The following is a 23,785-nucleotide window of genomic DNA, read 5'->3' on the forward strand; positions in this document are numbered from 1 at the left end:
AGGATCGGCGCATGGCATACATCACCGTCGGAACCGAGAACAGCACCCCGATCGAGCTCTACTACGAAGACCAGGGGGCCGGGCAGCCCGTCGTCCTGATCCACGGCTATCCGCTCGACGGCCACAGCTGGGAGCGCCAGACCCGCGAGCTCCTCACCCAGGGCTACCGCGTCATCACCTATGACCGCCGCGGATTCGGCCAGTCCTCCAAGGTGAACACCGGGTACGACTACGACACCTTCGCCGCCGACCTCAACACGGTGCTCGAGACCCTCGACCTGCGCGACGTGGTGCTCGTCGGCTTCTCGATGGGCACCGGAGAGCTCGCCCGCTACGTCGCCCGCTACGGGCATGAGCGCGTCGCCAAGCTCGCCTTCCTCGCCTCGCTCGAGCCGTTCCTCGTGCAGCGCGACGACAACCCGGATGGCGTTCCGCAGGAGGTCTTCGACGGCATCGAGACCGCCGCGAAGGGCGACCGCTTCGCGTGGTTCACCGACTTCTTCTCGAACTTCTACAACCTCGACGAGAACCTCGGCTCACGCATCAGCGAGCAGGCCGTGACGGGCAGCTGGAACGTCGCGATCGGCAGTGCCCCCGTGGCCGCCTACGCGGTCGTGTCGTCCTGGATCGAGGACTTCCGCTCCGATGTCGAAGCCGTCCGCGCCGCCGCGAAGCCCACGCTGATCCTGCACGGCACGAAGGACAACATCCTCCCGATCGACGCGACAGGGCGCCGCTTCCACCGAGCGGTGCCCGACGCCGACTACGTCGAGGTCGAGGGCGCTCCGCACGGCCTGCTGTGGACCCACGCCGACGAGGTCAACGCCGCGCTGAAGACCTTCCTCGCGAAGTAGCCCTCGGCGCAGCATCCGCTCCCGCCCGCACCGGCATCCGCGCTCGGGCGCGCCGGCATCCGCGCTCCGGTCGCGCCGGCATCCGCCCCGCCGCCCCGCCCGCCCCGACTTCCGCGCTCCGGTCGCAGTTGCTGTCGCCTCGATCGCGAACATGGCGACAGCAACTGCGACCGGAACGTATGACGCGGTCGGCCCGGCACCCAGGACAAGGCGTCAGACCGGAACGTATGACGCGGTCGGCCCGGCACCCAGGACAAGGCGTCAGACCGGAACGTACGACGAGGTCGGCCCAGAGCCCAGGACCAGGCGTCACACCGGAACGTGCGATGCGGTCGGCCCGGGGCCCAGGACCGCGAGGATCGACGACCGCGGGGATCGACGACCGCGGGTCAGCCGCGCATGGCGACGCCGCGGCGCCAGTAGCCCATGAAGGCCACCTGTCCACGGTCGATGCCGAGGTCCTTCACCAGGTGGCGACGCAGTGTGGTGACCACGCCGCTCTCCCCCGCGATCCAGAAGTAGCGTTCGGCCGGGGCATCCACCGCGGCGATGTCCTCACCGAGGCCGGAGTACTCCGGCGTCTCCCACAGCAGGTCCTCGCCGTCGATGTCCTTCACCCGGATCTCGTCCGCCGCGTCGGCATCGCCGAGGTGCGCGAGTACGGCCGGGATGAGGCGAAGGCCGTGCGGCTCCCCGGCATCGCGGGGCAGCCAGTGCACCTCGACGCCTGAAGGCACGTCGATGCGCAGGATGTCGGCCGGAGAGGGCACCTCGATGAAGGCGACACCGCGCAGGTCGCGAGGCGCGTCTTCCAGGATGCGCGCGATCGCCGGAGCGGCCGTCTCATCGCCCGCGAGCACGACCGATGCAGCGGTACCGGGGGCGAACTCGGCCCCTCCGTGCGCGTCGACATCGACCCCGCGACGAGGCCCGACCAGGTAGAGCTCCTGCCCGACCGCAGCCTGGCTCGCCCACAGCGACGCGGGCCCGGTCAGCCCCGGCTCGAGGTGCAGCACGAAGTCGACGTCGACCTCGGTCCCGCCCTCGGCGTCGACGCGCAGCTCACGCACGGAGTAGGTGCGCATGGATCCGCGCTCTTCCTCCGGCACCGCCAGGAACGCCTGCCACCAGTTGTCCGACGCCCGGTCGAGGTCGGGCAGCACCCCGGATGCCGGTGGGAAGACCAGCTTGATCCGGCTGTCGAACACCTCGCCGGGGGTCCCGAACTCGCTCAACTCGTCGCCGCCGAAGGTGACCCGCACGAACGAGGGCGAGACGCGCGCGACCGCACGCACCTCGGCGCGGGTGAGGATGTAGGTCGGCCGCTCGGTGGTGGTCGTCTCAGCGGACATGATGCCTCCCGATGGGTGTGACCATCGGCTTGCCGGAGACCGGGTCGATGGTGATCTGATTGGCGAGGCCGAAGACCTCTTCGACGAGTTCCGCGGTGACGATGTCCTGCGGGATGCCCGTCGCGTGCACCCGACCGTCCTTCATGGCGACCAGCTCGTCGGCATAGCGGGCAGCCAGGTTGAGGTCGTGCAGCACCATGACGATGGTCGTGCCGCGAGAGACGCTCAGGTCGGTGAGCAGGTCGAGCACCTCGACCTGGTGGGCGACGTCGAGGAAGGTGGTCGGCTCGTCGAGCAGCAGGATGTCGGTCTCCTGCGCGAGCGCCATCGCGATCCACACGCGCTGGCGCTGCCCACCCGAGAGCTCGTCGACGCTGCGATCGGCGAGGTCGGAGATCCCGGTCGCATCGAGGGCATCCGCCACCACCTCGTAGTCGTGCGTGCTCCAGCGCGCGAGCATCTTCTGATGCGGATGCCGTCCGCGACCGACCAGGTCGGCGACCGCGATGCCCTCAGGGGCGACGGGCGACTGCGGCAGCAGGCCGAGGATGCGCGCGACCTCCTTGGTGGGACGGGCGTGCACCGATTTGCCGTCGAGCACGATCTGACCGTCGGTCGGCGAGAGCAGGCGCGCGAGTGAGCGCAGCAGCGTCGACTTGCCGCATCCGTTGGCCCCCACGATGGTCGTGATGCGGCCGGGCGCGATCTGCAGATCGAGCCCGTCGATGATGGTGCGGTCGCCGTAGGCGAGCGTCACCCCGTCAGCGGACAGGCTGTGCGAGACGGTCATAGCGAACCCCCGGAGCGGTTGGTGCGGATGAGCAGGTAGATCAGGTACGGCGCGCCGACCACGCCGGTGATGACGCCGACGGGATAGCGGGTGCCGAAGGCGAACTGGCCGATCAGGTCGCCGCCGAGCACGAGCACGGCGCCGACGAACGCCGACGGCAGGAGCAGGTTGGCCCCCGGCCCCGTGATGCGTGCGGCGATGGGTCCGGCCATGAACGCGACGAACGCGATCGGACCGGTGGCCGCGGTCGCGAAGGCGAGCAGCGCGACCGCACCGAGCATGAGCAGCAGGCGTGTGGCGTTGACCCGGATCCCGAGGCCCGCCGCGGAGTCGTCGCCGAGCTGGAGGGCGCCGAGCGCCCGCCCCTGCGAGAGCATCAGCGGCACGATGACCACCGCGGCGATCGCCATCGGCAGCACTCGCTCCCAGGACGCGTTGTTGAGGCTTCCGGTCAGCCACTGCATCGCCGTCTGGATGTCCCAGTTCGCGGCCCGCGACAGCATGTAGGAGATGATGCTCTGCAGCATCGCCGCGACGCCGATGCCGATCAGGATGAGGCGCGTGCCCGCGAAGCCGCCCTTGATCGAGAGCAGGTAGATCACGAAGGCCGTGAGGATCGCGCCAGCGAGCGCGAGCAGCGAGACGATCGGGCCGTTGAGCGACAGCACGATGATACCGAACACCGCCGCGGCTCCGGCACCGTTGGAGATGCCGATGATGTCGGGAGATGCGAGCGGGTTGCGCAGCATCGTCTGGAAGCAGACGCCGGCCATGCCGAAGCCGATGCCGGTGAGGACGGCCAGGACAGCCCGCGGCAACCGAAGGTCGCCCACGGTGAACGATGCTCCCGGCACCGTCTCTCCGAAGATGACGCGGATCACTTCATCGGGCGTGTAGAACGTGTTGCCCACCATGAGGGCGACCGCGAAGAGGGCGAAGAGCAGCACACCGAGGACGATCGTGGCGACAGCGTGCCGACGGTGGCGTGATCGGCGGCCGGCGACGATGCGTGCGATCCGGGCGGATGCCGGCTCGTCGACCCGATCGAGGGTGTGCTCGGAATGCTCGGTCGTGCTCACAGCTCACGCACCTTCTGCCGACGGACGATCCAGATGAAGAACGGGGCGCCGATGATGGCGGTGATGATGCCGACCTGGATCTCCTCCGACGAGGGCGCGATCACGCGGCCGATGATGTCGCTGGCGGTCAGCAGCGCCGCGCCGGCGATGGCCGAGAAGGGCAGCAGCCAACGATGATCGGTTCCCACCAGCATCCGGCACACGTGCGGGATGATCAGGCCGACGAAGCCGATGGGCCCGGCGATCGCGGTGGCGGCTCCCGCGAGGATCACCGCGCCGAGGGCCGAGATCATGCGCGTGCGGAACACGTTCTCGCCGAGCCCCTTGGCCATCTCGTCGCCGAGGGCGAGGGAGTTCATGCCTCGGGAACACAGGAAGCAGATGAGGGCACCGACCGCGAGGACGGGTGCGGTCAGCGCGATGCGTGGCCACTCCGCCCCACCGACGCCGCCGACCTGCCAGGACTGGAACGTCTGCAGCAAGTCGACGCGGGGCAGCATGACGGCACTGATGAGCGAGGCGAATGCGGCCGAGGTGGCGGCACCGGCGAGTGCGAGCTTGAGGGGTGTGGCGCCCCCGCGCCCGAGCGATCCGACCGTGTAGACGAAGACGGCGGCGATCCCGGCTCCCGCGATCGCGAAGGCCATCTGCCCGTACGGGTCGGCGAGACCGAAGAATGCGATGCCGCACACGACGGCGAGCGACGCCCCATTCGAGACGCCGAGGATGCCGGGGTCGGCGATGGGGTTGCGCGTGACGGCCTGCATGGTCGCACCGGACAGCGCGAGCGCGGCGCCGACGAGGAGGGCGAGGACCGTACGGGGGATGCGCTTGACGATCGCTGCCTCGGCGATCGTGTCGGTATGGCCGGTGAGGGCAGCGACGATGTCGTCGAACGAGACGGCGCGCACGCCGAACGAGATCGACAGGATGCTGAGCACCAGGAGCACCACGACCCCGACGAGCAGCCAGAGGGTGCGCGCCAGCACCGGGCGCCGCAGGTCTGCGGCGCCCGGTGCTGGCGCGATGACGGTTGCTGAGGTCACTGAGTATTCACTCCGCGGGGGCGGATCGAACGACTACGGAGCGAGCGGTGCAGCCAGGATCGCGAAGTAGTCGCTGAGGCCCCACGGGATCGACAGCGGCGACGGGTTCGCGGATGCGGCGATCGGCGAGGCGTCGGGCAGAATCGCGATGCGGCCCTCGGCGATGGCCGGGATCTTCGACAGCAGAGGGTCGGCCTGCAGCAGCGGGATGATCGACTCGTCGCCATACGTGATGAACAGGTCGACGTCGTCGAACTTCTGCGCCTCCTCAGAGCTGACCGTCAGGTAGAACTCGTTGCTGTCCTTGTTCTCCTCCACGATCGAGGGGAACGGCAGGCCGAGGCCATGGAGGTAACCGGGGCGCGTGTCGATCGCGGTGTAGTAGCCGATCTGGCTGAGGTCTGTCGGGTCGATGTACGAGAACAGGACCTTCTTGTCCTTCAGCACGCTGTTCGCCTCGAGCGCCTTCTGCGCATCGGCATCCAGCTGCTTGATGAGGGCCTTGCCCTCGTCTTCGAGGCCCAGCGCCTTGGAGTCCATCTCGATCATGTCGTTGACCGAGGTGCCCCAGGCGACCTCCGGGTACGCGATGACCGGGGCGATCTTGGAGAGGGTGTCGTACTCCTCCTGCGTGAGGCCGGAGTAGGCAGCCAGGATCACGTCGGGCTCGGTGTCGGCGACGGCCTCGTAGTCGATGCCGTCGGTCTCGTCGAAGAGCACCGGAGTCTCGGCACCGAGCTCGTCGAGCTTCTCCTCGACCCAAGGCAGCACGCCGTTGTCGTCGTCGTCGCCCCAGGCGGCCTTGCTCATTCCGACCGGAACGATGCCCAGAGCCAGCGGCACCTCGTGGTTCGCCCAGGCGACGGTCGCGACGCGCTCGGGCTTCTCGGTGATGGTGGTCTCGCCATAGATGTGCTCGACGGTGACGGGGAAGGCGTCATCGGATGCGGGGTTGCCACCGGTGGTCGACGACGACTGCGGCGCGGAGGACGCGCAGGCGGAGAGGCCGACGGCGAGTGCAGCTGCCGCGCCGATGGCGAGAATTCGAGAAGTGCGCACAGGCGTTCCCTTCGGGTTCGGGGTGAGGGGGCGGCGCAGGAGATGCGCCCAGCCTTTGGTAAGCCTGGCCTAATCTAACACGGAGGTTAGGCGAACCTCACTTTGGAAATTCCTATGCGACGGGCACGGTGGGTACACAAAAAACCGGCCGGATCCGTGAGGATCCGACCGGTTTCAGGAAGTCAGCGCGCGCTCAGAGAGCGCGGATGTTCGCCGCCTGCATGCCCTTGGGGCCACGCTCAGCGTCGAATTCGACCTTCTGGTTCTCGCGGAGCTCCTTGAAACCGGAGCCGGCGATAGCCGAGTAGTGGGCGAAAAGGTCGTCCGAGCCGTCATCGGGAGCGATGAAGCCGAAGCCCTTTTCCGCGTTGAACCATTTCACAGTGCCAGTGGCCATGTGTTTCTACTTTCTGTTGACTTAGCCGTTTACACGGCCTACGCCGAATCGGAACATCCGACACGCGCGCACAGTCACGCTACCACGGCAGGCTGATGACTGTCACTGAACTGCAGATTCTTCTGCAGAAGCGCCGCCTCGGTGCGCGTGCTCACTCCGAGTTTGCGCAGCACGGCAGAGACATGGACGCTCACGGTCTTCACGCTGATGAACAGCCGCTCGCCGATCTGTTTGTTGCTCAGCCCCTCGGCAATGAGCTCGAGCACCTGCTTCTCCCGCGCGGTGAGCGGGTCGGTGCCGGCGGAGGGGGCAGCAGCCTGCCCGGCAGCGGAGCGGAGCCCTGCATCGGCGGCGAACCGCGCGACGGCGGTCTGCAACTGCGCATTCCCCAAGGCCTCCGCGAACTCGGCCGCCTCGGCGAGCACGGACGACGCCGCAGCACGATCGCCGTCGTGCACGAGCATCCGCGCACGCTCCAGTCGCAGGACGACCCGGAACGTGACCGGCACGTCGTCTCCGTCGGCACGCCGCATCGCGTCATCGATTGCGTCGGGGCGCGGGTCGAGCAACGCGTCGAGGATCGTCGACCAGGCGTCGCGCTGCAACTGCGCCGGTTGCGCGAGCCAGGCCGAGCGAAGGGTGCCGGACGCTGCGGTGACGTCAGCCCCCTCGGCACGCAGCTCGGCGATGATCGCTCCCCCTTCGAGCAGCAGACGGCGCTGATGCAGGAGAGCAGGCTGGTCGTCTTGCAGCATCTCGAGGATCGTGTCGAGCGCACCGCGGAGGTCGCCCTCGCTCTCGGCCACCGCGACCGTCATCATCACCCGGTCGTACCAGATCTGCCGCTCCGAGGCGCCGGTCTCCTGGAACGCCGGCAACCAGTCGCGCAGCATCTCCGCCGCCTCGGCCGAGCGTCCGCGCCAGGCCAGCACCCGCACGCGCGTCATGCTCATGTACATGCGGAAGACGCGCAGCGTCCCCTGCACGAAGTCTCTCGACAGCATCTCTTCGACCCGCTCGATCTCGCCGAGCTCGAGCAGGGGCACGACCATGTTCTGCGCCATGATCGACCCCGAGGTGCGTTCGACGCGGAGCTCGCGAGCCCGACGCAATCCTTCTTCTGCGACCTCGACCGCCTCGCGGTAGCGCCCGAGCAGCGTGAGCAGGTCGGAGTAGTTCACGCGATAGCGCATCTCGGCGTTCGAGCCCGTCGCGAGTTCACGGGCCCGTTCGTATTCGCGCACTCCTGCCTCGACCTCGCCCAGGTGCGCCAGCGAGCCTCCGCGGACGTTCGCCGCGATCGACAGCTGGTCCGTGGACTCGGCTCCCGCCGCCCCGCGCTCTGCCTCATCGGCCAGGCGGATCGCCTCTTCGCGGTCGCCCGCGATCATTCGGCGGCTGGCGAGCTGGTTGAGCAGTTCTGCCCGGAACACCTCGTCACCGATGCGCTCTTCAGCGATGGCCAGCGCCTGCTGCAGCAGCGGGATCGCCCCGAGGCGCCCGAGGTTGACGAGGTACAGCGCCTTGTTGCGGAGGAGTCGTGCGTGCAGGCGCGGGTCTACCGTCGCGGGGTCGACCTCGGCGAGTGCCACGTTCGCCACCGCGAGCGCACGCTCCCCATCGCCCGCGTTGCGCAGGATGGAGCCCAGCACGAGAAGCAGATCGAGACGCTCGACGCGTGCGGCCTCGGCCGGATCGGGTACCAGCGGCCACAGCTCCAGCGCGAGCTCGCCGAAGCGGGCAGCGCTCGCGAACGCGTACTGCGCCTTCGCGTGGCGCATGGCATCGGCGGCGGCGACGAGTGCCTTTCTGTTGTCTTGTGCGAGTTGCCAGTGATAGGCGAGCGCGGCGGCGTCGTTGGTGTCTGAGCCCACGCACTGCGCCTCGAGCGTCTCGGCGTAGGCGCGATGCAGCCGCGCCCGCTCTCCGGGGAGCAGATCGTCGTGCACGGCCTCGCGCAGGAGCGCATGCCGGAACCGGTAGTCGTCGTCGCCCACGACGAGGATGCCACTGCGGGTCGCCTCGCGGATCGCCTCATCGAGGCGCTGCTCGGGGAGGTCGACGAGGCGCGTGATCAGAGGGTGCGACAGCGGGCGCTCTGCGCCGGAGACGACCTGCACGACGTGACGCGCATCGTCGCCGAGCCTGTCGAAGCGGGCCAGGAGCAGGTCGCGAAGCCCGTCGGGGAGGGGTCCGTCCGTGCATCCGGCGATCTCTTCGATGAAGAAGGGGACGCCCTCGGCCCGCTCCTGCATGCGGTCGAGCGCTGTCTCGGTGAGCGGGCGGCCGGTGATCTGCTCGGCCAACTCGCGCACGGCGGCGTCGTCGAGCCTGGCGAGGGTGAGGCGTTCGAGCAGTCGGGCCCTCGTGGCCTCGCCGATGAAGCGGCTCACCGCGTCGCCACGGCGAACATCGTCGCTGCGGCAGGTGATGAGCAGCAGGATGCGCCCGCGGCCGAGCGCACGCAGGAGGAAGGAGAGGATGGCGAGCGTCGACTCGTCGGCCCAGTGCAGGTCTTCGACCACGAGCACCTGCGGGGCGCGTTCGGCAGCCGCCTCGATGAGAGAGGCGATCGCGTCGCGGAGGCGCTCAGGGCTCGTGCGATCGCGGTCGGTGGGCGAATCGACGAGCTCGGGCAGCAACATGCCGAGGGCTTCAGCGCCGACCCCGACCGACTCTCGCACCCGGTCGACGCCCATGCGCGTGACGATGGAGCGGAGGATGCCGGTGAGCGGGCCGTAGGGCGTGCGCGACGCGCCGAGGTCGAGGCACCAGCCCACGTGCACATCGGCGGTCTGCTCGATCTCTGCCGCGAACTCTCGCAGCAGACGCGACTTGCCGATGCCGGCCTCACCCTCGACGAGCAGGGCTGCAGGGACCCCCTCGCGCACCCCGGCGAACGACCGGCGCATCTCGGCGAGCTCGGCCGCACGACCGACCATCGCAGCGCTCGAGGCGGAAGGGGGCATGGACTCATCGTCCCACCCCCGACCGACATTCGGGGCGGCCTGCGTCTCGATCCGAGCGACGACGGCACTCACCGCGCGGTGGCGGTTTCGCAACCGGTTGTGGCGCGCGCGGTCGACGCGCTACGGGTCGTGCTGCCGGCGGCGCGACCGGACAAGCGGCGCAGCATCCGGCGCATCGCCCCCGCAGGACGCGGCACGATCTGATCGGCGTGCTCGAGCAGGAACAGTCGCCGCGCGGCGGCGCGCTCCATCTGCTCCTGGTCGTGCTGGGTGAGCTGCTGGCTGAAGTACGGGTGCTCGAACATGGGGTTCTCCTCGACGGTTCGCTGTATCCCTACACTCCGCTCTGAGGTACCCGGCCGACATCGGACAGATGCCCTATCTTTCGCCGGGCTGGGACTAGGGATGCCGCGGGTCCGCCGCCGTCGGCCGTCACCCCACATCAGGCCATCGCGCCGCAGCAGGCCGATCTGCGCCAGAACGGCCTGATCTCGCGTGTTCGCCTGACCCGGCAGGAGGGACCTGACCCGGCAGGAGGGACCTGCCCCGGCGGGAGGAAGAAGTGGAAGCCGCCGGTCTAGCGAGGAGGAGTGCCGAGGCGCAGCAGCGCGCGCCGCGCCGACGGGCGCGACTGCGAGGGCACGAGGATCGCGAGCACGCGCACCAGGGTCGCCATCCACAGCAGTCCGAGTCCGACGATGACTGCTTCGAGAGCGGTAGCCGGATACAGGCCGAACGGAACCCACAGCACGACAGCGACCGCGATGAGGAGACCGACGCCGATCGACGTGATCAGCAGCGCACGGGGGCGCCCGGGAATCGAGGTCACGGTGGTCGCGGCCGCCACGGCGAACAGCACGAGCGTCGCGAAGGCCGCGATGTCGTGCGGGATCGGCGCCCGATGCAGCGGCAGCAGCCCGACCGCGGCGAGCGCCAGGCCCGTGGCTGCCCACAGCGCCACGACCCCGGCGATGCGTGTGAGCGCGGCGTCGCCGAGCAGGCGGTGCAGGTCGCGGCCGATGTACGAGCCGACGGTCGCGATGAGAAGGCCGGCGACCAGGAGCGTGCCGTTGAAAGCCCAGGATCCGGAGCCGAGCTGCGAGAAGTTCTGCTCCCACCAGCGGGGGTCGGCCGCGGTGACCATCGCGAAGAGCGTGCCGATCACGAGGAACCCGAACAGGAGGGCGGCGAGGTCGACCGTGCGCAGGTCGACTCCGGCTCCGAACGCGAAACGCCCGCCGACTGCGGACGCCACCCCCGTCAGGAGTCCGCCCCCGATCGCCGCGAGTTGCAGGCCCTGGAGCCCGGCCGCGAGGACTTCGGCAGCCAGCAGCACTCCCATCATCGTGACGGCCCCGAACGCGACGGTGAGAGCGCCGGTCGAGAGGTCGGAGACCACTGCCTGCCACCGCGGCATCGGCGTCGTCTCGCCGCGGCGGTGCATCAGCGTGCTCGCGAGGAACGCGACGGCGGCGACCACGCCCGCGATCACCGCGGCCGGCATCGCGAGCGCCCCCTCCCCCGTGAGCGGGCGCGCCTCACCGCCCAGGAAGAGCATGCCGACAGACGTGCCAGCCACGAAGCAGACCACGGTCGCCCAGACCGCCCTCGTCTCGCCCCGCAGCTTCGCGTCCTGCTCCATGCGCCCATGCAAGCACGCACCTCGGACGGACGGAACCCCGCCCGTCCGAGGTGCGTGAGCAGACCGACGCTCAGGCCGCCAGGCGACCGACCGCTCTGGCGCGGATGAGCACCGTGGTGCCGTCGGAGTAGGCCACCGGGAGCTCCTCCACGGCGACGACCTCGATCGTCGCGGGGTCCGCTCCCGCGAGCCGGGCACGCTCGGTCGCCTCGGCCGCCGCATCCGCGCGGGAGGCCCGCTGGTCGGTGGGGTCGACGCGATAGATCTTCTCGATCTGACCGGCGACCTCGCCGAGAGCCGCACCCACCGCGTTGGCTGCGCCGAAGTGATCGGGGCGGATCAGTTCGGCGACGCCGTCGAGCTCGGTCGGGGCGATGATGCCGCCCCCGCCGACGAGGATCACCGGCACGGGGGCCGCGTTCGGCTTCATCCGGTCGATCGAGTCTTCGAGGATCTCCCGCATCGCGGTCCATGCTGCAGCGCCGACCGCCCCAGGAACGGCCGGAGCATCGAGCCCGTCGATCTCGGCACCGCCGACTGCGAGGGCGATGTCGGTGGCCGTGAGGGTGCTTCCTCCGAAGGCCAGGCCCTCCTGCGGAAGCCGATAGCCGACGCTGTCCGGTCCGACAGTCATACCGTCCGCGGTCTCACGGATGATCGTGCCGCCGCCGAGGCCGACCGACAGCACGTCCGGCATGCGGAAGTTCGTGCGGATGCCGCCGATCTCGACCGCGTGCGCCGACTGCCGAGGGAACCCGTCGACGAGCACGCCGATGTCGGTCGTGGTGCCGCCGATGTCGACCACCAGGGCATCCGTGGCGCCGGAGAGGTGCGCGGCACCGCGGATCGAGTTCGTCGGGCCGCAGCCGATCGTCAGCACCGGGAACTCCAGCGCGTACTCGAGCTGCATGAGGGTGCCGTCGTTCTGACCGAAGTAGGGGGTGGCCGGGATGCCGCGTTCGCGCAGGGCGGCGACGAAGCCCGCGGCCATCTGCCGGAGCGTCTGCATCAGCGCCGCGTTCAGCACGGTCGCGTTCTCACGCTCTAGCAGTCCGAGCGAGCCGATGCGCGCCGACCGCGAGACGGGAACACCCAGCTCCTCTGTCACGATCTCGGCGACGCGCTCCTCCTGGCTCTCGTCGATCGGGGCGAAGACCCCCACGATGGCGACCGCGTCGACCTCGCCGCGCATCCGTGCGCAGGCCTCGCGCACGGCATCCTCGTCGATCGGGGAGAGCACGCGTCCGTCGACCTCGAAACCCCCGGCCAAGAGGTGGGCGTGGTCGCCGATCGCCGCACGCAGGTCGTCGGGCCAGCCCTCCAGCGGCGGGACGGCCGTGGTGGCCGGTGCGCCCAGGCGGAGGATGCCGACGCGGCCGAGGCCGCGCCGCTCGACGATCGCGTTGGTGCAGTGGGTGGTGCCGAGCATCGCATGCCCGATCAGGGCGGCATCGACTCCGGAGGCCGCGAGCACGGCGTCGATCGCCGCGGCAACGCCGTCGCCCGTGTCGGCCGTGGTCGGGCGCTTCACCGAGGCGACGACATCGAGCCGCTCGTCGAGGATCACTGCGTCGGTGTTCGTGCCGCCGACGTCGATGCCGATGCGATACCTGCCTGCCATCACGCGGCCTCCCCGTCCGTCGTGTGCGCACCGGAGCGCTGCGCGATGTCTTCGACCGGAATCCACTCCACGTCGTATCCGAAGTGGGCGGGACCGGCGGTCTCCACGCCGATCGGCGTTCGCCACTTGTCGTGGCAGGGAATCGCGATGACCGCGACCCGAGCGCCGTAGCGGAGGGACTCGGTCGTGATCGGCATCCCGGTCGACAGGTCGAGCACCGCGATAAGGTCGGGCGTGACCGCCGCCAGCACGCCGTCGCGGCGGCCGAGCAGCATCTCGTTCTGGAAGTCGAGGCGGAACGCGCTCCCCCGGTCGGTGCCGACGCCGACGAGCTCGGCCGCCCCGCGGGTGAAGCCGCCGTCGACGGAGCGCTGCAGGTCAGCCACCTTGCCGTCGAACAGCCGCACCGCATCGAGGTCGGCGCACAGGGCGTCGATCCGCTCGTCGTCGCGCAGCTCGCGTCCGGCAGCGTCTCGTCCCCGCAGGATTCGTCCGATGCGCTGGGCGAGCCCGAGGGTTCCGGGGATCGCGCACTCGCGCACGACCTCGCCGCCGTAGGCGTAGTCGATCATGGTCGCCCCTCCGCCCATCTCGACCGTGACGGCCCGCGCGATGCGCTCCGACCAGCCGCCGTCGATCGGTCGGCTCACCACCTCGTTGCCGTGGTGGTCGACCAGCACGGTCGTGCCAGGTCCGTAACCGGCGAGGTGGAAGGTGACCATCTGCGCCTCGGGGAAGGCTCGTCCCATCGCGTCGCCGTCGACCACCGGGAGACCGGCGAGGGCGGCTGCCGCGATCGGGATCATGGAGTTGCCGCCGCCGACCTCGATCGGCATCACGGCAGTGGCCTTGCGGCCGACGGCGCGCTCGATCGCGTGCAGGGCAGCGAGCAGCTCGGATTCGGCCTGGATGCGCTCGACACTCACCGACGGCGCACCGATCCCGCCGATCGGGATGACGAAATCGTCGTCGGTCAGGTCGTCGACCGCCACCAGCGGCACCGGTCCGTGCAGACGGATCAGGCGCTTGGCGATCAGCGAACCGACGTGGGGGTCGCCCCCTCCTCCGGTACCGAGCACGGCAGCCCCGAGAGCGATCTCGTCGATGTCTGCTTCTGTGAGGAAGGGCGCGGTGGTGCCGGAGGTCATGCGTTCACCTCATCCGTGACGGATGCCGCGGCATCCTGCTGCACGCGACGCCGGAACGGCAGCAGCGCGAGGTAGGCGACGAAGCCGACGAGGAGACCGTCGAGAGCCGAGATCGAAGTGATCGTGAACCAGCCGAAGCCGGGCCCGTCGGCCGGGTTCGTGGTCGCGACGGCCACGAAGATCCCGACCACCCACGCCGCGATCGACCAGCCGTCGACCAGCGGCACCGTGGCGCCGTGCGCCCAGCGAGCCGTCTTGCGGCCTGTGAAGAACGACGCCAGGTAGACACCGCCGTAGGGGGCGATGATCGTGCCGATCACGAGGATGAACTGCACGAAGTAGTCGGCCGCCCCGATCACACCGACGACGATGCCGATGGCGCCGAGCACGATCGTCACGGTGCGCCGGCTCAGTCGCTCGCTGATCGACGCGAACGAGAGTCCGGCCGAGTAGAGGTTGGTCGTGTTCGTGGTCCACTGCGCGAGGATCAGCACGATCACGGCGACGCCGCCGAGGCCGAGCGCGAAGAAGATCGCCATCAGCTCCGTGCCGTTCATGATGCGCGCGAGCAGGATCGCGACGACCAGGATGATCGAGTTGCCGAAGAAGAAGCCGACGAACCCGGCGATCATCGCCTGCTTCGGCGTCTTCGCCCAGCGAGCCATGTCGGGGGCGAGCACGACACCGAGGATGAAGATGCCCATCACGAGCGACACCGCGCCGCCGAAAGTGAACGTCGCCTCGACGGGAGCATCCAGTCCCGCCGAGCCGTTCACCGTGAAGGCGACGATGACTCCGACGATCAACAGCAGAAGCAGCAGCGGCACCGCGAGCGTGCTCAGGCGGTTGATCGAGCGGTAGCCCCAGAACGCGGTGATCGCCATCAGCACGCCGCCGATCGCGGTGAACACCTGCACCGGCACGTCGATGCCGGTGAACTCGGTGAAGGCGATCTGCGCGTTCGCGCCGAAGAAGCCCGCCTGCACGGCGTACCAGCCGACGAGGCTCACAGCGATCGCCAGTGCGAGGATCGCGCCGCCGATGCGGCCGAATACGGCGCGCGAGATCATCGCGGTGGAGAGGCCAGTGGCAGCTCCCACATAGGCGCAGGCCATCGCGAGCAGCCCGAGCAGGAGTGAACCGAGCATCGTCGCGCCGATCGCCGGCCAGAAGGCCATGCCGGAGGCGAGCGAGACGCCCAGGAACGCCCCGGACAGGTCGATGCCGATCGCGATCCACACGGTGGCGATCGACAGCCAGCTCTTGCGCTGATCCTGCGGCACGACGCCGTGCTCGTAGTCGGTGGAGGTCATCATCTATTCCTTGAGAAGTGGCCCTGCGAGTCCGTCGGCGGGGATTCGGGTTCCCGGAGTGCGGACGACTCGCAGGGCGGGTCGGGGCGGCCTGTCGTTTCGGCCGGATCATGCGATGCCGGTCGGAGTTCGTGGCTCCGAGCCGGCGAGGGGTGTGCCGCATCGGTGCGGCGGGAATCATCGGGAGAGGATCGTGGAGAGGTGTCGCCAGGCCTGGTCGAAGCGCTCGCGGTAGACCTCGGGCGTGTAGTGGGTGAGCTGGAGGAACAGCCCGTCCATGACGACGAACACCAACGCCGTGAAGCCGTCGGCGTCACCGGCTGCGAAGGTGCCGGCAGCGACACCGTCTTCATAGGTCCGGCGCACGGCGGCAGCGAGCGTCGATTCCGAGTCGAGGAAGATCTGCCGCAGCTGCTCGCCGCCGGGGCCGTACTCGGTGACGGCAGCCCTGAGGCTGAACTCCGCGAGGTCGGGCCGGTCGCGGTAGTAGGCCTCGATGCCGCCGAGGAGGTGCTGCAGGCGCGCGAGCGGCTCCATCTCGGAGCTGCGCCGCACGAGCTCGTCGAAGAACGAGGTGTGATCAACCGAGACCGCGGCATACACCTCGGCGTAGAGCGCCTCCTTGCTCGGGAAGTGCGCATAGAGAGAAGGCGTCTTGATCCCGACGGCCTCGGCGATCTCGCGCAGGCTCGTCTCGGCGTAACCCTGGCGCGCGAAGATCGTGCGGGCCTCAGCGAGGATCGTTGCTCTGGTCATCATCTGCCTAACGACTATTAGTTAGGCAGAGCGTAACCCCGCATCTCCCCGTGACGCAAGGGCCGTAGAGCGATGCAGCGAGGCCCCGCAGGATCAGGGAGCGGGAATCGACACCACGGCGTTGCTCTTGCGCGCCTCCTCGGCGAGCCACACGATCCGGTGTGTGGCGAGACTCTCGGCAGGACCGGACAACAGTCCGGAGCGGTTCCCCGTGCGCAGCGCCTCGAGGAAGGCATGGACGAGCGCATCGTCCGCGCCGCCGTGCCCATCCGCAGCGCTCGCATTGCCCCGCGACTCCGGCACGACCTCGTACTTCTCGTCGCGCGCGAAGTCATGGACGATGAGGGTGCGGCCATCGCCCTCGATACTGCCCGCGGTGCCGAACAGACGCGTCTTGCGGAAGTCGAGCTCGGTGAAGGCGGTGACCGTGAACGATGCCGTCACACCGCCCCGATACTCGATGTTGACCACCTGATGGTCCACGACATCGTTCTGCCCGTCGAAGACGCAGCGACCGTACGGCCCATCGCGAAGGGCTCGATCGACCCCCGCTGCCGAGACGTCGGTCGTGAGTACCGCGAGTGGCCAGCGCTCGAACGTCTCGTCTCCGAGGAACCCGCGATAGATCTTGGTCGCCGAGTAGGCGCACGAGTTCTGGAGCGGGCAGTCGAGACAGCGCGCGGTCGCCTCAGCCGGCTTGTTCTCCGGACGGAAGTGCAGCAAGCTTCCGAACGACGAGACCCGCTCCGCAGGGAGTCCGACGATGTACGAGAGCCAGTCGATGTCATGACTGCTCTTGGTGAGCAGCATCGGACCGGAGTCTTCTTCCCGCGCCCAGTTCCCCCGCACATAGGAGTGCGCGAAGTGCCACCATCCGATCGGTTCGAGATGCTCGACGGACACGAGATTTCCGATGGCACCGTCGTCGAGCAAGCTCTTGAGCGCGCGGGAGTAGCCGGAGTACCGCATCACGTGACAGACGGCGAGCATCACCCCCGCGTCTTCTGCCGCGGCGACGATGCGGGCGGATTCCTCTTCAGTCGGCGCGATCGGCTTCTCGAGCAGCAAGTGATAGCCCGCCCGAGCGAGACCGATCGCGGGTTCGGCATGCAGTCGATCCGGGGTGGCCACGACCACCGCATCCGCGACTCTCTCTGCACGGACGGCGACGTCCTCCCAGGTGTCGAAGAGCTCGACCGGCTGCGCGGCGAACTCCGCGAGGAACACTCTCCGCCGCGCCGGATCCGGCTCGACCACAGCGGTGATCGTCGCTCCCTCCGCCACTGCGCGCCGCGCATAGCCCGTGCCCCGCGATCCCGCCCCGATGATCGCCAGGCGGAGAGGATCTGCGACGGTCATTTGAGTGCTCCTTGGACGAGGCCCGCGACGAATTTGCGCTGGAAGATGAAGTAGAGGACGACGATCGGGACGATCACGATGATCGTGCCGGCCGCCAGAAGCGGAATGTTCTCGCCGTACTGCTGCACGAAGGTGCCGAGTCCGGACGGGGCAGTCCGTCGTGCGGGATCGCGGATCAGGATGAGCGCGAGGAGGAACTGGTTCCACGCCCACATGAAGGTCAGCAGCGCATAGGTGATGATGGCCGGCTTCGCGCCGGGGATGAGGATCTGCATCAGGGTGCGGAATCGACCGGCACCGTCGAGCTGCGCAGCTTCGATGAGCTCGGGCGGCACAGACTCGAAGTGCGTGCGCATCCAAAAGATGCCGAAGGGCATGAAGGCGCCGACCAACGGCAGGATGACCGCCCAGTAAGTGTCGATCAACCCGGTCGACCTCATGGAGAAGTAGAGCGGGATGACGATCGCCTCGTAAGGGAGCGTGAGCCCGGCGAGGAAGAACGCGAACAGCACGCCCTTCGCAGGCATCCTCATCGTCCCCATCGCATATCCGGCGAGGGTGGAGCAGATCACCGAGATGGGCACGACGACGACCGCGATGATCGCACTCGAGGCGAGCAGCGAGCCGAAACCGGCCATGCTCCAGGCGGTGAGGAAGTTCTCCCAGTGCGGCTCGCTCGGCCAGGTCAACCGGGGCACCAGGGTGCCTGACGGCTGGAGGGCGGCGGACACCAGGGCGAGGAACGGGAGGATGACGCTGAGCACGGCGACGAGGAGGAAGCCCGCGGAGAGCAGGCGGGAGGTACGTGATCTCATGCGTTGCGACGTCCGATCCTGCCGATGACGGCGACGAACACGAGGATGATCGCGCTCAGCACGGTGGCCAGAGCACAGGCGAGCCCGACCTCGTTCGATGTGAAGACGAGCTTGTAGATGAGCACTCCCGGCACGATCGTCTGGTAGCCGGGACCACCTCCGGTCGTCACGTAGACGATGTCGAAGCTCGCCAGCGCCGCGATCATGGTGACTGTGGTCGCGACGACGACCTCCGCCCGGACTCCGGGGACGGTCACATGCCAGAACTGTCGGATCGGACCGCAGCGATCGAGGCGCGCCGCCTCGTAGAGCGACGGATCGATCTTCTGGATGCCGGCGAGCAGCAGCATCATGCACAGGCCCGTGGTCACCCAGGTGCCGATCACCCCGACCGCGGGGTAGGCCCAGGTGAAGTCGCCGAGCCATGCCCGCGCCACGTCCCCCAGCCCCACGGCCGTGAGCACCTGGTTGATAGGCCCGTCGGCGGCGTAGAGGTAGCGCCACACGACGCCGACAGCGACGAGCGGGAGGATCTGCGGGAGGAACAGCACCGTGCGGACGAAACCCGAACCTCGTCGGGGACGAGCAGCGATCACCGCGGCGATGATGAGTCCGAGGATGACGGGGAACACCGTGTAGAAGACGATGAACCCGAGCCCGTTGCGCAACGCCACCAGCAGTCGCTCATCGGTCGCGACCTTCACGTAGTTCTCGATGCCGGCCCAGGTGGCGGCGCCGATGCCGTCCCATTCCCAGAACGACAGCCAGATGCTCTGCACCCAAGGAGCGATGGTGAATGTGCCGTAGAACACGAGGGCCGGCAGCAGGTACAGGAGCGCGCTCCAGCCCCGACGAGAGGGACGGGAGGAGGCGACCTTGGGGCCGGACTCCTCCCGCTCCCGAGACAAAGTCGTCGTCATCGATCAACCGGCGTGGGCGGCGGCCCAGTCGGCCTGGACCGACGTGAGGAAGGCGTCGACGGTCGTCTGACCGGCGATGAGCTGCTGCGTGCCTGCCTTGAGCACGTCGTTCATCGTCGCGGTCGCATTGTTGTTGAACGCTACGAGCCCATCGGCGTCGGCGATCTGCGCCCACGCGGCGACGATGTCGCCCTGGAGGGTCCCGTCTTCGGCCACGGCCACGGTCGGGTCGTTCGGCATGAAGCCCTGTGCGAACTGCTGCTCACTCGCCTCGGGCGAACGCAGGAAGTCGAGGAACGCCGCGGCCTCGTTCGGATGCTCGCTCTGCGAAGAGATGGCGTATGCGACCGAGGTGCCGATCCCCGTGACATTCTCGCCGGGGAAAGGAAGGAAGCCCGCATCGGCGCCGAGGCCGTCGCCGATCTTGCCGGCGTCCCAGATTCCGTCGACGAGGAAGAGCCCCTTGCCGGCGATGAAGTTGTCGACGGCGCCCTGGAGGTCGGTGCCGTTCACGGTGGTCGGGTCGCCGAGGTAGCCCGCCTTCTGCCAGTCGACGAGCGTCTGCGCCGCGTCGCGATTCGCATCGGTCTCGAAGGTCTCGCCCTCGTGGCCGAACGCCCAGGCGTTGGCGGTGTCGGCGCCGGAAGCGCCTTGTCCGAGCAACTGCACGACGAAGGCGGCATGCCCTTCGGCGTTGCCGACCTGCACCGGAAGGGTGCCGGCGGCGGCGGCGGTCTGCAGCGCCTTCTCGAAGTCGGCCGGCGACTGCGGCGCCTCGATCCCGAGCTGCTCGGCGAGCGCCTTGTTGTAGTAGGCGCCGACGAGCGAGAACCCCGCCGGTGCGGCATAGAGGGCACCGCCCTCGCCGAGCGTGCTGCCGTCGTCGGCGACGCGCCACTGGTTGAGCTGGTTGGCGGGATAGAAGTCGTCCCACCCGTACAGGTCGGCGTAGTCGTCGAGTGGCAGCACGAGCTTGTTCTTGACGGTGTTGGCCACGGCGTTGAGAAGCACGATGTCGGGCGACTGGTCGCCGGACAGGTTCAGGTTCACGCTCTGGTTGTAGTCGTCGTAGTTCGTCTGGGAGTACTCGATGGTGATGTTCGGGTGCTCGGCCTCGAAGGCCGCGATGGTCGCCTCCGTGGCGGCTCCGGACTCCGGGGTCGACATCAGCGTGAGCGTGATCTCGTCGGTGGTCAGCTCGGTGCTGGCTTCGACGTCTGCTGCGGGACCGCTGGTCGTCGCGCCGGGTGCGCAGGCGGTGAGAGCGATGCCGAGGAGGGTTCCGGCCGCAAGCGGCGCGAGGACGAGTCGGGTGCGTCTTTGCATGAGTGTGTCGCCTTCGGGTGAGGGGAGCGTATTTTGCAACACTCCGGGGTAATTCATAATTTAGAACTCGACGGGCCGCACTGTCAAGCGACGTGCGCACCGGATGTGATAGTCAGGACTCGTGACATCTCAGCCGCTCGGCACCGACCTCGCAGCCATGCGGCGACTCAACGACCATGCCGTGCTGACAACCCTCTGGGAGGCCGACGGACCGTTGACCGCCACTCAGCTCGCGACCGTCACCGGCCTTTCCCGCACCACCGTCGAGGCCGTGCTGCCCGGGATGCTCGAGAGCGGGCTCGCGCTCGCCGAGCAGTTGCGCCCCAACCGAGCTGGGCGCCCAGCGAGGGGCTACAGCTTCGCGGCCGAGCACGGCGTGTCCGTGGGCATCGACATCGGCCCGCACGGCATCGCCGGTATCGCCGGGGACCTGCGAGGCACGGTCACCGCACCGCACCGCCGGATCGAGCGCGACCTGTCCGACGGGGAGGATGCCGTCGCCGCCGCCGTCGACCTCGTCGGCGCACTCCTCGACGAAGCTCCGGCCACACGCGAACTGGCCGCACTCACGGTCGGAATCCCCGGCATCGTCGATGCGAGTGGGCACCCCGTGAAGACCACCGTCGTGCCCGACTGGTTGGCGGCGGACATCGACGCGCACCTGCGGCGAGCTTTCCCCGAAGCCAGGATCGCCTTCGACAACGACACCAAGCTCGCCGCGATCGCCGAGATCGAGACCGGCGCCGTCGGCCCCGACGAGACGGCCGTCGTGCTCCGGATCGGCAACCGGATCTCGGCCGCATCCATCGTCGACGGCCGCGTGGCCCGGGGCGCCCATGGAGCGGCGGGCGAGATCGGCGCACTCGGCCGCGTCGCTTGGCCCCAGGCCCAGCAGCGCCTCACGACGCGCGCCGCCGGCCAGATCGAACGACTGTTCCGCGGGGGCGACGAGCTCTCCGATCAGGCCGATGCCGCCGTCTCGGAGTTCGCGGCCGACATCGCCGACGGCCTCGGGGCCCTCGTCTTGGCGATCGACCCGCACGCCGTGGTGATCAGCAGCAGCATCCCGGCGGCGTCGGTCCGACTCGCCGAAGCCCTGCGACGCGAGCTGAGCGGGCGGGCGCTGTTCCTGCCCGAGGTCAGAGCATCCGTCCTGGGAGCGGCGGCCCCCTGCCTGGGAGCACTCGCCGTCAGCACGGCAGCAGTCCACGAGCGGCTGTTCGCCCGGGAGTATTGACAATTACGCCAGAGTCCGGGTTAATTACCTCGCCGGCCGCTTTCTCATCGACGCGTCCGGGAACACGATCACCGCCGATCCCCGAGGAGCATGATGACCCGCCCGAAATCCGCACGTCGCCTCACGGCCTCCGCCGCAGTCGTGGCCTCCGTGGCCGCCCTGACCCTCGCAGGCCCCGCCGCCTGGGCGGCCGACACGCCTCCGAACCCCGTCGACAAGCCGGGGTACACCCTCGATTTCAGCGAGGAGTTCAACGGCACGACGCTCGACACCAGCAAGTGGATGCCGAACTATCTTCCGCACTGGGTCCCCGCAGAGGACTTCGCCGACACGGCGGCTCGCTACACGATCTCGAACGGCACCATCAAGCTCCGGGTCGAGCAGAACCAGCCGCCGTGGAACCCCGACCAGGACGGAACCGTGGTGTCGTCCGCGATCCAGACGCACAACCAGAACAATTGGCATCCCTTCAACGGCAGCGCCGTGAACCGCAACAACCTGCCGACATTCGACGGGTACTCCACGAAGTACGGCTATTTCGAAGTGCGTGCGAAGAACTCCAATGCCGGAGGCGGCGGGCACCAGGCCCTGTGGCTCGTGGGCACCAACACCACCGGCGGGCAGTCGGAGATCGACATGATCGAAACGTTCTTCAGTACTCCGAACAGCTGGCGCATCGCCGCCTACGGGTGGGGCGACCCGAACTTCCTCGGTTCGTGGTCTCTCGACACCGTTCCTGTCTCCGGCTCTCCGACGACCGAGTTCCACGTCTACTCGATGGACTGGACGCCCACACAGCTGCGGTTCTACTACGACGGCCAATTGGTGAAGACGCTCAACGACGCTCCGAACACGGCCATGGGCATCATCATGAACATCTACACGGGAGCGGGCTCCGGCCAGCCCAACAGCGTCTGGCCCAAGCAGTGGGAGGTCGACTACCTGCGCGTCTACAAGGACAACGCCGGCTACTCCGAAGCCGTGTCGCCCACGTGGAAGCTCATCAACAACCGGCACCGCGCCGGCGCGATCAACATCGAGCCGAATGACGGGCTGGTGCGCTTCGGAGAGGTGCCGTCGACGTACTGGAGCGCGCAATGGGTGCCGGAGACGGCTTCGGGCACGACGAAGTACCGGAACCGGTGGACCAATCAGTACCTCTACGTGAACGGCACGAACGTGCGGCACGGAACCGCGGCAGCGGCGGGAACGGCCGCCGAATGGTCGACTCCCGACGCCGGCGGAGGGTTCACGCGCATCCAGAACGCCTCGGGTGCCCTCCACGTCGAGAACAACACCGGCAAGGTCGAGTTCGCAAACGTGTCCAGCAGCTGGTGGTCTTCGCACTGGCAGCTCAAAGCCGCTCCCGCGAACTGACCCCGACATCGGGAGGGGGACCCGTCGGTCCCCCTCCCCTCCGAGGAGAACCTCATGCGCACGACACGACCGCGATCCGCCTCCGCACTCCTGCTGACTCTCGCTCTGCTGGCAGGAAGCGGAAGCCTGATCGGCTGCACCGACTCGTCGTCACCGGTCGCCTCCGCCGCCCCGAGTGCGACACCGACGCCCGGGTTCGATCCGGACGCGACCCTGTGGACTCTCGCCTCGACCGGAGAGGAGCTGTCGCTCGAGGACGAAGATGTGCAGGCTCTGCAAGAGGTCGTGGCTCTGCACTCCGGAGCCTCGGACAACCGTTCACCCGCCACCATCGTGGACTCCGTCGATGCCGAGGAATCGTTCTTCACGCCGCTGTTCGTCGAGAAGCTCGGGACCGACAGCTACCGCGACGCCCTCGTGGCGATGTACGTGGACAACGACCTGACGATCGAGCAGACCGGCGTCGCCTGGACTCCGTCGACGATCGACGCCGGGCGCACGAAGGCGACGGTCGGGTTCGAGTCACTCTTCCGCATCGTCAGCGCATCCGAGGGGTACCTCCACGAACTCGGCGTCGACGCCGGTGCGGAGTTCGCCCAGCCCCGGGAGTACACGCTCACGAAGATCGACGGCGAGTGGCTCATCGACGACATCGCCAAGGGGCCGTTGCGCCCCACGTCGCAACCCACGCCGTAGCCTCGATCCCGCGGCGACCACTTCCGCAC

21 protein-coding genes are annotated in these 23,785 nt (G+C 68.7%); 4 read left to right on the top strand and 17 right to left on the bottom strand.

The window, feature by feature from the left end; all coding sequences use genetic code 11:
* Positions 1 to 11 precede the first annotated feature (11 nt).
* Complete coding sequence (locus tag ACIQTX_RS18760) at positions 12 to 854, top strand: alpha/beta fold hydrolase (protein WP_402975157.1); 843 nt, start codon at positions 12 to 14, stop codon at positions 852 to 854.
* 389 nt (positions 855 to 1,243) lie between these two features.
* On the opposite strand, the gene ACIQTX_RS18765 is transcribed toward ACIQTX_RS18760, so the two are convergent.
* The 17 genes from ACIQTX_RS18765 to ACIQTX_RS18845 all read right to left on the bottom strand — a co-directional run bounded on the left by ACIQTX_RS18765 (position 1,244) and on the right by ACIQTX_RS18845 (position 20,446).
* Positions 1,244 to 2,206: a siderophore-interacting protein gene (locus ACIQTX_RS18765; RefSeq protein WP_402975160.1), complete on the bottom strand. Its 963-nt coding sequence runs from the start codon at positions 2,204 to 2,206 to the stop codon at positions 1,244 to 1,246.
* The gene (locus tag ACIQTX_RS18770) at positions 2,196 to 2,996 is read right to left on the bottom strand and encodes an ABC transporter ATP-binding protein (RefSeq protein ID WP_028503035.1); all 801 of its coding nucleotides are present in this window, start codon (positions 2,994 to 2,996) and stop codon (positions 2,196 to 2,198) included. The genes ACIQTX_RS18765 and ACIQTX_RS18770 overlap by 11 nt, the downstream gene beginning before the upstream one ends.
* Positions 2,993 to 4,075 carry a FecCD family ABC transporter permease gene (locus tag ACIQTX_RS18775; protein ID WP_402975163.1) on the bottom strand — a complete coding sequence of 361 codons (1,083 nt, stop codon included), beginning with the start codon at positions 4,073 to 4,075 and terminating at the stop codon, positions 2,993 to 2,995. The genes ACIQTX_RS18770 and ACIQTX_RS18775 overlap by 4 nt, the downstream gene beginning before the upstream one ends.
* Positions 4,072 to 5,121, bottom strand: a complete 1,050-nt coding sequence (locus ACIQTX_RS18780) for an iron ABC transporter permease (protein ID WP_028503033.1) — start codon at positions 5,119 to 5,121, stop codon at positions 4,072 to 4,074. The genes ACIQTX_RS18775 and ACIQTX_RS18780 overlap by 4 nt, the downstream gene beginning before the upstream one ends.
* 33 nt (positions 5,122 to 5,154) lie before the next feature.
* The gene (locus ACIQTX_RS18785; RefSeq protein WP_402975166.1) at positions 5,155 to 6,180 is read right to left on the bottom strand and encodes an iron-siderophore ABC transporter substrate-binding protein; all 1,026 of its coding nucleotides are present in this window, start codon (positions 6,178 to 6,180) and stop codon (positions 5,155 to 5,157) included.
* Between the two features lie 193 nt (positions 6,181 to 6,373).
* Positions 6,374 to 6,577, bottom strand: a complete 204-nt coding sequence (locus ACIQTX_RS18790) for a cold-shock protein (protein ID WP_017831237.1) — start codon at positions 6,575 to 6,577, stop codon at positions 6,374 to 6,376.
* Positions 6,578 to 6,651: 74 nt separating this feature from the next.
* Positions 6,652 to 9,546, bottom strand: a complete 2,895-nt coding sequence (locus ACIQTX_RS18795) for an AAA family ATPase (RefSeq protein ID WP_402975170.1) — start codon at positions 9,544 to 9,546, stop codon at positions 6,652 to 6,654.
* A gap of 68 nt (positions 9,547 to 9,614) precedes the next feature.
* Positions 9,615 to 9,851, bottom strand: a complete 237-nt coding sequence (locus ACIQTX_RS18800) for a hypothetical protein (protein WP_402975173.1) — start codon at positions 9,849 to 9,851, stop codon at positions 9,615 to 9,617.
* A 272-nt stretch (positions 9,852 to 10,123) separates the two neighbouring features.
* Positions 10,124 to 11,188: a DUF998 domain-containing protein gene (locus tag ACIQTX_RS18805; protein ID WP_402975176.1), complete on the bottom strand. Its 1,065-nt coding sequence runs from the start codon at positions 11,186 to 11,188 to the stop codon at positions 10,124 to 10,126.
* Between the two features lie 70 nt (positions 11,189 to 11,258).
* A complete protein-coding gene (locus ACIQTX_RS18810; protein ID WP_402975589.1) occupies positions 11,259 to 12,809 on the bottom strand; it encodes a hydantoinase/oxoprolinase N-terminal domain-containing protein in 1,551 nt (516 codons plus the stop codon).
* A complete protein-coding gene (locus tag ACIQTX_RS18815) occupies positions 12,809 to 13,957 on the bottom strand; it encodes a DUF917 domain-containing protein (RefSeq protein ID WP_402975179.1) in 1,149 nt (382 codons plus the stop codon). Before ACIQTX_RS18815 ends, ACIQTX_RS18810 begins: the two co-directional genes overlap by 1 nt.
* Positions 13,954 to 15,270 (bottom strand): cytosine permease, encoded by a 1,317-nt coding sequence (locus tag ACIQTX_RS18820; protein ID WP_258131463.1) that lies wholly within the window; start codon positions 15,268 to 15,270, stop codon positions 13,954 to 13,956. Before ACIQTX_RS18820 ends, ACIQTX_RS18815 begins: the two co-directional genes overlap by 4 nt.
* 177 nt (positions 15,271 to 15,447) lie before the next feature.
* Complete coding sequence (locus ACIQTX_RS18825; protein WP_105527241.1) at positions 15,448 to 16,026, bottom strand: TetR/AcrR family transcriptional regulator; 579 nt, start codon at positions 16,024 to 16,026, stop codon at positions 15,448 to 15,450.
* A 93-nt stretch (positions 16,027 to 16,119) separates the two neighbouring features.
* Positions 16,120 to 17,385, bottom strand: coding sequence for a Gfo/Idh/MocA family protein (locus ACIQTX_RS18830; protein WP_402975182.1), 1,266 nt, complete (start codon positions 17,383 to 17,385; stop codon positions 16,120 to 16,122).
* Positions 17,382 to 18,200, bottom strand: coding sequence for a carbohydrate ABC transporter permease (locus ACIQTX_RS18835; protein WP_402975185.1), 819 nt, complete (start codon positions 18,198 to 18,200; stop codon positions 17,382 to 17,384). Before ACIQTX_RS18835 ends, ACIQTX_RS18830 begins: the two co-directional genes overlap by 4 nt.
* On the bottom strand, positions 18,197 to 19,120 hold the full coding sequence (locus ACIQTX_RS18840; RefSeq protein ID WP_402975187.1) for a carbohydrate ABC transporter permease: 924 nt from the start codon (positions 19,118 to 19,120) through the stop codon (positions 18,197 to 18,199). Before ACIQTX_RS18840 ends, ACIQTX_RS18835 begins: the two co-directional genes overlap by 4 nt.
* Positions 19,121 to 19,123: 3 nt before the next feature.
* Positions 19,124 to 20,446: an ABC transporter substrate-binding protein gene (locus ACIQTX_RS18845; protein WP_402975190.1), complete on the bottom strand. Its 1,323-nt coding sequence runs from the start codon at positions 20,444 to 20,446 to the stop codon at positions 19,124 to 19,126.
* A 121-nt stretch (positions 20,447 to 20,567) separates the two neighbouring features.
* On the opposite strand from ACIQTX_RS18845, the gene ACIQTX_RS18850 reads away from it, so the two are divergent.
* The 3 genes from ACIQTX_RS18850 to ACIQTX_RS18860 all read left to right on the top strand — a co-directional run bounded on the left by ACIQTX_RS18850 (position 20,568) and on the right by ACIQTX_RS18860 (position 23,756).
* Positions 20,568 to 21,683, top strand: coding sequence for an ROK family protein (locus ACIQTX_RS18850; protein ID WP_402975193.1), 1,116 nt, complete (start codon positions 20,568 to 20,570; stop codon positions 21,681 to 21,683).
* A gap of 93 nt (positions 21,684 to 21,776) precedes the next feature.
* Entirely contained in the window at positions 21,777 to 23,060 is a 1,284-nt protein-coding gene (locus tag ACIQTX_RS18855) for a family 16 glycosylhydrolase (RefSeq protein ID WP_402975196.1), read from the top strand.
* Positions 23,061 to 23,114: 54 nt separating this feature from the next.
* Entirely contained in the window at positions 23,115 to 23,756 is a 642-nt protein-coding gene (locus ACIQTX_RS18860; protein ID WP_402975199.1) for a hypothetical protein, read from the top strand.
* The last annotated feature ends 29 nt before the right edge of the window (positions 23,757 to 23,785 follow it).

Source organism: Microbacterium sp. NPDC090281, assembly GCF_044769635.1.
Taxonomy (GTDB): Bacteria; Actinomycetota; Actinomycetes; order Actinomycetales; family Microbacteriaceae; genus Microbacterium.

Excerpts from the sequence above, each read along its gene's own strand:
- ACIQTX_RS18810 (WP_402975589.1), bottom strand. The coding sequence starts at position 12,809 with ATGGCAGGCAGGTATCGCATCGGCATCGACGTCGGCGGCACGAACACC.
- ACIQTX_RS18840 (WP_402975187.1), bottom strand. The coding sequence starts at position 19,120 with ATGACGACGACTTTGTCTCGGGAGCGGGAGGAGTCCGGCCCCAAGGTC.
- ACIQTX_RS18790 (WP_017831237.1), bottom strand. The coding sequence starts at position 6,577 with ATGGCCACTGGCACTGTGAAATGGTTCAACGCGGAAAAGGGCTTCGGC.
- ACIQTX_RS18825 (WP_105527241.1), bottom strand. The coding sequence starts at position 16,026 with ATGACCAGAGCAACGATCCTCGCTGAGGCCCGCACGATCTTCGCGCGC.
- ACIQTX_RS18770 (WP_028503035.1), bottom strand. The coding sequence starts at position 2,996 with ATGACCGTCTCGCACAGCCTGTCCGCTGACGGGGTGACGCTCGCCTAC.
- ACIQTX_RS18860 (WP_402975199.1), top strand. The coding sequence starts at position 23,115 with ATGCGCACGACACGACCGCGATCCGCCTCCGCACTCCTGCTGACTCTC.
- ACIQTX_RS18815 (WP_402975179.1), bottom strand. The coding sequence starts at position 13,957 with ATGACCTCCGGCACCACCGCGCCCTTCCTCACAGAAGCAGACATCGAC.
- ACIQTX_RS18835 (WP_402975185.1), bottom strand. The coding sequence starts at position 18,200 with ATGAGATCACGTACCTCCCGCCTGCTCTCCGCGGGCTTCCTCCTCGTC.
- ACIQTX_RS18845 (WP_402975190.1), bottom strand. The coding sequence starts at position 20,446 with ATGCAAAGACGCACCCGACTCGTCCTCGCGCCGCTTGCGGCCGGAACC.
- ACIQTX_RS18760 (WP_402975157.1), top strand. The coding sequence starts at position 12 with ATGGCATACATCACCGTCGGAACCGAGAACAGCACCCCGATCGAGCTC.
- ACIQTX_RS18800 (WP_402975173.1), bottom strand. The coding sequence starts at position 9,851 with ATGTTCGAGCACCCGTACTTCAGCCAGCAGCTCACCCAGCACGACCAG.
- ACIQTX_RS18805 (WP_402975176.1), bottom strand. The coding sequence starts at position 11,188 with ATGGAGCAGGACGCGAAGCTGCGGGGCGAGACGAGGGCGGTCTGGGCG.
- ACIQTX_RS18855 (WP_402975196.1), top strand. The coding sequence starts at position 21,777 with ATGACCCGCCCGAAATCCGCACGTCGCCTCACGGCCTCCGCCGCAGTC.
- ACIQTX_RS18795 (WP_402975170.1), bottom strand. The coding sequence starts at position 9,546 with ATGCCCCCTTCCGCCTCGAGCGCTGCGATGGTCGGTCGTGCGGCCGAG.
- ACIQTX_RS18820 (WP_258131463.1), bottom strand. The coding sequence starts at position 15,270 with ATGACCTCCACCGACTACGAGCACGGCGTCGTGCCGCAGGATCAGCGC.
- ACIQTX_RS18830 (WP_402975182.1), bottom strand. The coding sequence starts at position 17,385 with ATGACCGTCGCAGATCCTCTCCGCCTGGCGATCATCGGGGCGGGATCG.
- ACIQTX_RS18765 (WP_402975160.1), bottom strand. The coding sequence starts at position 2,206 with ATGTCCGCTGAGACGACCACCACCGAGCGGCCGACCTACATCCTCACC.